This is a genomic window from Kribbella sp. NPDC055071 (assembly GCF_053608045.1).
Genome location: NZ_JBSGUS010000034.1, coordinates 50,132 through 59,759, shown reverse-complemented (window position 1 = coordinate 59,759; position 9,628 = coordinate 50,132). Strand labels below are relative to the sequence as shown.

Here is a 9,628-nt window from a genome sequence, read left to right as displayed (position 1 = left end):
ACCCCGGCGCACAGCTCCACGCCGACCAACCGGATCCACATCACCTGGCTCACAGCTCCCCGCGGGATCCGCGTAGCTGCGTCCTTCCCTGGTCGGGGTGGTGTGGGTCAAGGGTCGAAGATCGCGCAGCGACGCCGAAGGCGCCCTTGACGCACACCACCGTGACTAGCACGATCACGCAGCGGAGACCGCGAACCACAGTGACTCCGAAGGCACGACCAAACCACAGTTCCTCCGCGAGGACCGACCCAACGACACTGACTCTGCGCAAATCATCTGAGCCGCGGATCCACCATCCGCGTTCCCGCCGGAGGCGGCAACAATCAGCCGCCGCGGAGCGGTGTCCGCTCGATCCACACGTCCGGTGCAACAGCCCAGTGTGAGGGGTGGTCGCTTCGCCAGGGGTGGGTGGGTTCGGGGTCACGGTGCAACTGGTTGTAGTGCAACTGGTTGCATAGGTAGGGTGCGGGTATGGCGCTGGAGCATGCGATCTTGATCTCGCTGGCCGAGCGGGACGGCTCGGGGTACGAGCTGGCCCGGCGGTTCGACCGGTCGATCGGGTACTTCTGGCCGGCTACGCACCAGCAGATCTACCGGGTGCTGCGGCGGATGGATGATGCCGGCTGGGTGACCCACACCGAGGTCGCCCAGGAAGGCCGCCCGGACAAGAAGGTGTATCGGGTGTCCGCGTCCGGCCGGGGTGAGCTCGAGCGCTGGCTGGCCGAGCCGTCCGATCCCGTCGTACTGCGGGATGCCCTCGGCGTGAAGCTTCGTGGTGCGTCACTCGGCGACCCGGGTGTCGTACTGAGCGAGGTCGAGCGCCATCGCGCCGAGCACGCGTCCCGGCTGGACGTCTATCGGGCGATCCAGGAACGCGACTTCCCGAAGCCGGCCAAGCTGCACGATCGGGAGCTGCATCAGTATCTCGTCCTCCGCGGCGGCATCCGCGCCGAGCAGTCGTTCGTGGACTGGTGTGACGAAGTGATCGAAGCCCTGCGGAAGGAAGACCGATGACCGCGTACCCGCACGTCACCGCACCACTCGACCTCGGCCATATCGTCCTGCCCAACCGCGTGATCATGGGCTCGATGCACACGGGCCTCGAGGATCGGCTCAAGGATCTGCCGAAGCTCGCCGCGTACTTCGCCGAGCGCGCCCGCGGCGGCGTCGGCCTGATGGTGACCGGCGGCTACGCACCGAACCGCACCGGCTGGCTGACTCCGTTCGCCTCCCGGCTGACCACCCACCGCCAGGCCCGCAAGCACCGCGTCCTCACGGACGACGTCCATGCGGAGGGCGGCCGCATCGCGCTGCAGATCCTGCACGCCGGCCGTTACGCCTACCACCCCTTCAGCGTCTCCGCCTCCGCGCTCAAGGCGCCGATCAACCCGTTCAAGCCTCGTGCCCTGTCCGACCGCGGAGTCCGCAAGCAGATCAAGGCGTACGTCGATTGCGCTGCGCTGGCCCGTGAAGCCGGGTACGACGGCGTCGAGATCATGGGCTCGGAGGGGTACTTCATCAATCAGTTCCTCTCCGAGCGCACCAACAAGCGCACCGACCGCTGGGGTGGCAGCCCGGCGAACCGCCGCCGCCTCGCGGTCGAGATCGTCCGCCGGACGCGCGAACGCGTCGGCACCGACTTCTTGATCATCTACCGCCTGTCGATGGCCGATCTGGTCGAAGGTGGTCAGTCCTGGGACGACGTGGTTGCTCTAGGCAAAGAGATCGAAGCGGCCGGCGCGTCGATCATCAACACCGGGATCGGCTGGCACGAGGCACGCGTCCCGACCATCGTCACCTCCGTGCCGCGCGCAGCCTTCACCAGCGTGACCGCCGCCTTCAAGCCGCACGTCAGCATCCCGGTGGTCACCTCGAACCGGATCAATCTCCCGCAGGTCGCCGAAGAGGTGCTCGCCCGCGGCGACGCCGACCTGGTCAGCATGGCGCGGCCGTTCCTGGCCGACCCCGACTGGGTGCTCAAGGCAACGACTGATCGAGCCGACGAGATCAACGTCTGCATCGCTTGTAATCAAGCGTGTCTGGATCATGTGTTCGCCAAGCAGAAGGCGAGCTGCATGGTCAACCCGCGGGCCGGCCGCGAGACGGAGCTGCGGTTGCTGCCGACTCGTCGTACCAAGAACCTCGCGGTGGTCGGCGCCGGGCCGGCCGGATTGGCCGCTGCGGTGACGGCCGCCGAGCGGGGGCACCGGGTCGAGCTGTTCGAGGCGGACGACAAGATCGGCGGACAGTTCGGGATCGCGCGCCAGATCCCTGGTAAGGAAGAGTTCGCCGAGACGATCCGGTACTACCATCGTCGGCTCGAGCTGACCGGCGTCAAGCTGCACCTCGGCCACCGCGCGACCGTCGAGGACCTGGCCGGCTTCGACGAGATCGTGCTCGCGACCGGCGTCGTACCGAGGATCCCGGCCATCCCCGGTATCGATCACCCGAAGGTCCTGTCGTACGCCGAGGTCGTCCGCGACCGTAAGCCCGTCGGAGCCACGGTCGCCGTGGTGGGCGCGGGTGGGATCGGCGTGGATGTCAGTGAGTTCCTGACCACGGAGGCGTCGCCCACGCTCGACCTCGCCGCCTGGAAGGCCGAATGGGGTGTGGCGGATCCGACGGTCGCACGCGCCGGGCTGACCGCGCCGCATCCCGAGCCGTCGCCGCGGCAGGTCTATCTGCTGCAACGCAAGGCCGGGAAGATCGGCGCCGGTCTCGGCAAAACCACCGGATGGGTGCATCGCGCCGCCTTGAAGAACAAGAAGGTCGAGCAACTCCGCGGCGTGAACTACGAACGCATCGACGACGAAGGACTCCACGTCAGCTTCGGCCCGCAGCACGAGAAGGCGCGCGTTCTCGCCGTCGACACGATCGTGATCTGCGCCGGGCAGGAGCCGGTCCGCGACCTCGCCGAGGCCCTGACCCGGACCGGTCGCCCGGTTCACCTGATCGGCGGGGCCGACGTCGCGGCCGAGCTCGATGCCAAGCGCGCCATCGACCAGGCGACCCGGCTGGCCCTCGCGATCTGATCCCGTACTAGTGCGCCCTAGTGCGCGCTGGCTTGTCCCGACTCCGGTAGTGCACCGTGTACGGCGTACGCGCACTAGTGGAGCGAGAGAGGACAGCGATGAAGACAGTGCTGATTTCGGGTGGTGGGATCGCGGGACCGGCGGTCGCGTTCTGGCTGCGGCGGTTCGGGTTCGCGCCGACGGTCGTGGAGATCGCGGCCGGCCCGCGGCCCGGCGGGCAGACCGTCGACCTGCGGGGGATCTCGCGGACCGTGGTCGAGCGGATGGGCCTGATGGCCGCGGTCGCCGACCAGCAGTTGCACGAGCGCGGCCTCGCGTACGTGCGGGCCGATGGCCGTCGCGTCGCGGCCATGGACGTCGAGCTGTTCGACGGCGCCGGACCGGTGGCGGAGATCGAGATTCTCCGGGGTGATCTCGCGGAGATCCTGTCCGGCGCGATCGCCGGCGATGTCGAGTACCTGTACGGCGACACGATCGCGGAGCTCGACCAGGACACGAACGGCGTCGACGTGACCTTCGCGAGCGGGACCCGGCGACGCTTCGACCTCGTGGTCGGGGCGGACGGCGTGCACTCACGGACCCGGCGGCTCGCCTTCGGTCCGGAGGAGCAGTTCGTCCAGCACCTCGGCGGTTACACGTCGTACTTCACCGTCGGTACGCCGGAGCCGTTGGACGACTGGATGAAGGTCTACACCGCGCCCGGCGGTCGTTGGGTCGGCCTGCGACCCGACCACGATGCCCGGTCGGCGAAGGCCCTGCTGAGCTTCCGTTCGCCGGTCATCGACTACGACCGGCGCGACGTCGAAGCGCAGAAGGCCTTGGTCAGCGAGCGATTCAGAGGCCTCGGCTGGCACACCGAGCACATCCTCGCCCAACTACCCGACGCGGACGACTTCTATCTCGACAGCACCAGTCGGGTCGTCGTACCCGAGTGGTCCCGTGGCCGGGTCGTGCTCGCGGGCGACGCCGGATACTGCGGCTCACCGATGGCAGGACACGGTACGGCGCTCGCCCTCGTCGGCGCGTACGTCCTGGCCGGCGAGCTGGCCGCCGCGGACGGCGATCACGTCCGGGCGTTCCCGGCGTACCAGGCCCGTCTGCAGGCGTACGTCGAACAGCGGATGGAGCTTCCACCTGGCGGCCTCAAGATGGCGATGCCGATGACGACCCTGGGCATCCGCTACCGCGACAGTGTCATCCGCCTGATGACCTCACGCCTGTTCGCCGGGCTCCTCGCCAAGATGACGCTGGCCAAACCGGACGCGATCGACCTGCCCGACTACCCGATCAAGCAGGTCAGTTCTTAACGGCGAGGACCGAGGCGATCAGGCGCTGGTAGTCGGTGAGGTCGTCGGGGGCCTCCGGGTTGCGCCACTCGGCGGAGGCGACCAGGCCGGGCTCGAGGATGGTGAAGCCGTCACCGTACAGAGCGAGGATCTGCTCGTCGGTGCGCCAGCGGCCGCGGCCGAGGGAGCTCTGCAGGACCTGCTGCAGCTCGTCGCTGCGCGGATCGTTCTCGCTGCGGAAGTGGCTGATGAAGACGTGGCTGCCGGGCACGATCCGGTCGTACCAGAACCGGACCAGCCCGGCCGGGTCCTCGTCGTCGTTCACGTGGTGCAGCGTCGCGCTGAAGATCACGCCGACCGGCTGGTCGAAGTCGATCAGCCGCTGGGTCTCGGGGTGGTCGACGATCGCCTTCGGGTCGCGCAGGTCGGCCTGGACGACGGCAGTGTTGGCGTTCTCGGCCAGCAGCGCCCGGCCGTGGGCCAGCACGATCGGGTCGTTGTCGACGTACACGACCTTCGCGTCGGGCGCGTACCGCTGGGCGACCTGGTGGACGTTGTCCGCGGTCGGCAGGCCGCTGCCGAGGTCGATGAACTGGCGGACCGGGGTGTTCGTGACCAGCTCGCGGATGGCCCGGATCAGCACCTCGCGGTTGTCGTACGGGATCTGCCGGGACCCGGGGAGGTCGTTGATGAACTTGTCCCCGAACGCGCGGTCGACCGCGAAGTTGTCCTTGCCGCCCAGCAGATAGTCGTACGTGCGCGCGATGCTCGGCTTGTTCACGTCGAACCCTGGGTACGGCGTCGTCTCCGCCTGCTTGTCTGCGTCGGCCATCGCGGCAGTCCTTCCGATCCGGTGTGCCCCAGTGACTCTATGCGACGCCGAAACTACCGCGCTCGCCACCCCGGCCAGTCGTGATCAAGCAACCGCTACTGACCGGTTCCCGGACATCAGTCCAGCGGGGAAACCCAGTCGGGATGGCGGCCGAGGAGACCCAGCAGTTGGTCGAAATCGGAGGCGTCACCTGCGACCTTCACGCTCCGCTCGAAGGCCGCACCCGGACCGCGAGAGGTCTCCGTGTCGGGGATCCGGCGGGCCAGGTCGAGGGCCATCGCAACCATGTCCGGCGGCGGGTCGTACGGGATGTCGACAGCGCGGGCCAGATCCCAGGCGTGCACCACGCAGTCGAGCTGGTGGAAGGTCAGCGCGATCCGGCGCGGGTACGAGCCGAACTCGCGGACCTCCATCAGCCGGTCCAGCGCGCCGCCGTCGGCGAACGCGTCCGCGACCCGCACGTTGGATCGCCGGTACGCCCCTGCCGGGTTGTCGCCCAGGCGACCGCCGTTCCAGGCCGGCGCCGGGGCCGAGCCGTTCAGCGCGGCGGCCGCGAAGCCCTCGTTCTCACTGACGATGTGCCGCAGCAGCCCACGGACGGTCCAGTCCGGGCAGGGGGTGGGAAACCACAGGTGCTCAGGCCTGACTTGCATCACGACTTCCCCGAGCACGGCGCCGGCCCTACGATCCAGATCCCGGATGTCCATCCGCGTCCCTCCCGTCAGCGGCCCCCAGCGAGCATAAGCCTGGGAGGCCGGTTTCGGCAGGAATACAAGGGACAACCCGCACGGGCCGGACCAGGGGTCAGGCGTTGGCGGCAGCCTTGGCGGCCTTCTTGAAGGAGCGGACCTGGCCGAGGGACTCGGCGTCGGTGACGTCCGCGATCGAACGGCGGGAGCCGCGGTCGCCGTACGCACCGGCCACCTCGCGCCACCCCTTCGGCTGGACGCCACGCTGCTTGCCGAGCAAGGCGAGGAAGATCTTGGCCTTCTGCTCGCCGAACCCCGGGAGGGCCTTCAGGCGCTTCAGGACCTCGGCGCCGTCGGGCTTGGGCTTGCCCGCGGTCCAGATGCCGGCGGTGTCGCCGTCGTACGTCTCGATGATGTGCTGCGCGAGCGCGTGCACCCGCCGCGCCATCGATCCGCCGTAGCGGTGGATGGCCGGTGGCGTGACGCTGAGCTCGACGAAGGTGTCCAGGTCGGTCGCGGCGATCTTGCGCAGGTCGAACCCGTCCATCCGGTTCGCGAGCTTCCACGGACCCGAGAACGCGTGCTCCATCGGGTACTGCTGGTCCAGCAACATCCCGACCAGCAGGGCGAACGGGTCGTCGTTCAGCAACTTGTCGGCGTCCGGATTGCCGGTGAGGTGCAGTTCGCGCAGCATGCCCATCATCTTGACACAGCAGCTTGACCCGAATCACCGCTTGGGGACTCGGGTCCGCCAGAGCAGGTAGACGAAGTACGGCGCACCGATCAGCGCGGTGAGCAGGCCGGCCGGGATCTGCGCCGGAGCCAGGACCGTGCGGCCGAGGCTGTCGGCGACGCTGACCAGGATCGCCCCGAGCAGCGCCGCGACCGGCAGGATCCGTCCGTGCCGTCCGCCGACGAGCGCGCGGGCGGCGTGCGGTGCGACCAGGCCGACGAAACCGACCACGCCGATCGCGGAGACCGCCGCGGCCGTGAGCAAGGCGGCGCAGGCGAGTGCGGCCAGGCGAGTCCGTTCCAGGCGTACGCCGAGGATCCGCGGTACGTCGTCATCGAGCGCGAGCAGATCGTGTTCACGCCGGAGGTGGACGAGCAGCGGGGTGAAGACCACCAGCGCGATCGCGACCGGGATGACCTGCGGCAGCGTTCGTCCGTACGTGCTCCCGGAGAGCCAGGTCATCGCGAGGCTGAGGTTCCACGGGTCGGTCGCGACGATCAGCAGCGTGATGATCGCCGACGCCGCGGACGACACCCCGACCCCGATCAGGACCAGTCGATCCGAACTCAGCCCACCCCGCCACGAGACCAGGTAGACGATCGCGAAGGTGGCCAGGGCGGCGATCGCGGCGACGCCGGACAGCAGCCAGATGCTTGCTGATGGCAACAGGATGAGCGTGGCGATCGCGCCGACGCCGGCGCCGCCGGTGATGCCCAGGATGCCGGGCTCGGCGAGCGGATTGCGGCACACGGCCTGCACCGTCGTACCCGCGATGGCCAGGGCGGCGCCGCAGAGTACGGCGGACACGACCCGCGGGAATCGTTGGTCGAGGACGTAGGTGATCGCGCGGCCGGAGCGTCCGTTGATCCAGTTGACGACGTCGCCCGTTCGCAGCAGGGCGTCGCCGGCGAGCATCGCGCCGACGGCGGCGACCGCTAAGCCGAGGACGAGTGCGACCGTGACGATCCACAACGTCCGGCGACTGCGCAAGCCTGAGCCGGCTCCGCCGGGGGTGCGGCTCGGGCCGGTGTCGCGGAAGCGACGTGCCAGCCAGATCAGGACGACGGCGCCGACGACCATGGTCATGATGCCGGTTGGGATTTCCACACCGGCCTGGCCGCCGAAGGCTGCCCGTAGGACGACGTCGGACGCGAGTACGACGAGAACGCCGGCCAGGCCGGAGAGCGGTAGAAGGACTCGGTGGCGCATCAGGCCTGGGACCAGCGGGGCGATCAGACGCACGAGGACGGGGGCGACCAGGCCGACGAAGCCGACCGGGCCGGCGACTGTGACGGCGGCGGCGGACAGGAGGACGGTGGTGAGGGTGATGAGTACGCGCACCCGTCGTACGCTTACTCCGAGCACCGAGGCGGTGTCGTCGCCGAGGGCGAGGATGTCCAGCTTTGATGCCAGGAGCAATGACGCGATGATGCCGAGGGCAACTACCGGCGCCATCTGAGTGACGGCGTGCAGGTCGGTCTGGACCAGCGTGCCTGCGCCCCAGGCGAACGTGCCGATCGTTTCTTCCTTGTACAGCAGGAGCAACAAGGTGGTTACGCCGGCCAGCGCCATCGCGACCGCGGACCCGGCCAGGATCAGCCGGGTCGGACCGGACGATCCGCCGGCGGACAACGCCAGTACGAGAACAGCAGCCGCCAGCCCGCCGAGGAAAGCAACTCCTCCGGCCGGGAGTACGGGCAACGACACCCCGAACGCCGCGACCACCACGACCGCCAGGTACGCCCCTGCATTGACCCCCAACGTGTCGGGCGAGGCGAGCGGGTTACGAGCCAGCGACTGCAGACCAGCACCGGCCACCCCGAGCGCCACGCCAACCAGCACGCCCGCCAACAACCGAGGCAACCGCGAAGCAACCAACACGTTGGCCGCGTTGTCAGACCCCCGCCCAACCACCAACCGCACCAGGTCTCCGGCATCAACCGAAGAAGTCCCCTGCGTCAGATGAACGGCCGAGAGCACCACAATCACGATGCTGGCAACGGCGAATACCCCAGCAACCCGAATTCTTCGTACTGGCTGTTGCTGGAGGGGGACCGCTGACGTGGCGAGCTGGGTCAAGAGGTTACTGCTTGGACTGTGGCGGTGATGAATTGTTCGGTGGACTTGGGGCCTCCGAACATCCAGATGCCGTCGGGGAGGCGGTGGACGTTGTTGTTCTTGACGAAGGGGAGGTTCTTCCAGATCGCGTTGCCGGCCAGGTCGCCGCCGAAGACGTCGCCGCCGTCGTTCTTGTTGACTATGTAGAGGAAGTTGCCGTCCTTGAGTTTGGTGAGGCCTTCGAGGTCGGTCTGCGCGAGGCCGTAGTCCTTGTCACCCGCACCGGTCCAGCCGTTCTTCAGCCCGAGCTCGGCCGTGACCGCGCCGAGCAGCGACCCGGTGGTGTACATCCGGATCGAGATCGTGCTGCCCTGCTTGTACCCGTCGGCCATCGTGAAACCCTCACCGGCCTTGCCCGCGTCCGCGATCTTCTGCTTGCCGTCGGCAACGGCCTGGTCGAAGTCGGCGTTGATCTGCTTGGCCTGGTCGGCCTTGCCGATCGCGGCCCCGATCAACTCGAGGTTCGTCTTCATCTGCGGGATCGCGTTCGCCGCATCCGCCCCGCGAATCACCAGCACCGGCGCAGCCTTCTCGATCTGCGCAACGGTGTTCGCGGCCTCGTCGGTCGTCGTGATCACCAGATCCGGATTCAGCGCCACGATCGCGTCGACGCTCGCTTCGCCGCGGGTCCCGACGTCCTTGACCGACGGATCGAGTTTCGCCGCCGAAACCCAGTTCGTATACCCCTTGGTGTCCGCGACCCCGACCGGCATGACGCCGAGCGTGACGAGGTTCTCGGCCGCACCCCACTCGAGCGCGACAACCTTGGTGGCCGGCGCCTTCAGGTCGACCTTCTTGTTGCGCGCGTCCGTCACCGAAACCGGCTGCGCGGCGGCGTCGACGGCGTCGTTGGATGCGGCGGGTTCGCTGGTACCGCAGGCCGTCAGGCCCAACAGGGCAGCAGCAACCAGAGCGATGGCGGTTCGTCTCATCAGAAT

General features: G+C 68.5%; 8 protein-coding genes. 3 read left to right on the top strand and 5 right to left on the bottom strand.

The window, feature by feature from the left end:
* Positions 1-471 precede the first annotated feature (471 nt).
* The 3 genes from ACWF4Z_RS35375 (at position 472) to ACWF4Z_RS35365 (ending at position 4,339) form a co-directional block, all read left to right on the top strand.
* Positions 472-1,014, top strand: coding sequence for a PadR family transcriptional regulator (locus ACWF4Z_RS35375; protein ID WP_452247579.1), 543 nt, complete (start codon positions 472-474; stop codon positions 1,012-1,014).
* Positions 1,011-3,032: an oxidoreductase gene (locus ACWF4Z_RS35370; RefSeq protein ID WP_452247578.1), complete on the top strand. Its 2,022-nt coding sequence runs from the start codon at positions 1,011-1,013 to the stop codon at positions 3,030-3,032. Before ACWF4Z_RS35375 ends, ACWF4Z_RS35370 begins: the two co-directional genes overlap by 4 nt.
* Positions 3,033-3,130: 98 nt before the next feature.
* Complete coding sequence (locus ACWF4Z_RS35365; protein WP_452247577.1) at positions 3,131-4,339, top strand: FAD-dependent monooxygenase; 1,209 nt, start codon at positions 3,131-3,133, stop codon at positions 4,337-4,339.
* On the opposite strand, the gene ACWF4Z_RS35360 is transcribed toward ACWF4Z_RS35365, so the two are convergent.
* From ACWF4Z_RS35360 to ACWF4Z_RS35340, 5 genes are all read right to left on the bottom strand, one after another.
* Positions 4,329-5,150 carry an SAM-dependent methyltransferase gene (locus ACWF4Z_RS35360; protein ID WP_452247576.1) on the bottom strand — a complete coding sequence of 274 codons (822 nt, stop codon included), beginning with the start codon at positions 5,148-5,150 and terminating at the stop codon, positions 4,329-4,331. The two genes, ACWF4Z_RS35365 and ACWF4Z_RS35360, sit on opposite strands and share 11 nt — an antisense overlap.
* 116 nt (positions 5,151-5,266) lie before the next feature.
* Complete coding sequence (locus ACWF4Z_RS35355) at positions 5,267-5,857, bottom strand: TIGR03086 family metal-binding protein (RefSeq protein ID WP_452247575.1); 591 nt, start codon at positions 5,855-5,857, stop codon at positions 5,267-5,269.
* A gap of 97 nt (positions 5,858-5,954) precedes the next feature.
* Positions 5,955-6,533 carry an HhH-GPD-type base excision DNA repair protein gene (locus ACWF4Z_RS35350; RefSeq protein WP_452247574.1) on the bottom strand — a complete coding sequence of 193 codons (579 nt, stop codon included), beginning with the start codon at positions 6,531-6,533 and terminating at the stop codon, positions 5,955-5,957.
* 33 nt (positions 6,534-6,566) lie between these two features.
* Complete coding sequence (locus ACWF4Z_RS35345; protein WP_452247573.1) at positions 6,567-8,651, bottom strand: iron ABC transporter permease; 2,085 nt, start codon at positions 8,649-8,651, stop codon at positions 6,567-6,569.
* The gene (locus ACWF4Z_RS35340) at positions 8,648-9,622 is read right to left on the bottom strand and encodes an ABC transporter substrate-binding protein (RefSeq protein WP_452247572.1); all 975 of its coding nucleotides are present in this window, start codon (positions 9,620-9,622) and stop codon (positions 8,648-8,650) included. The genes ACWF4Z_RS35345 and ACWF4Z_RS35340 overlap by 4 nt, the downstream gene beginning before the upstream one ends.
* Positions 9,623-9,628 lie beyond the last annotated feature (6 nt).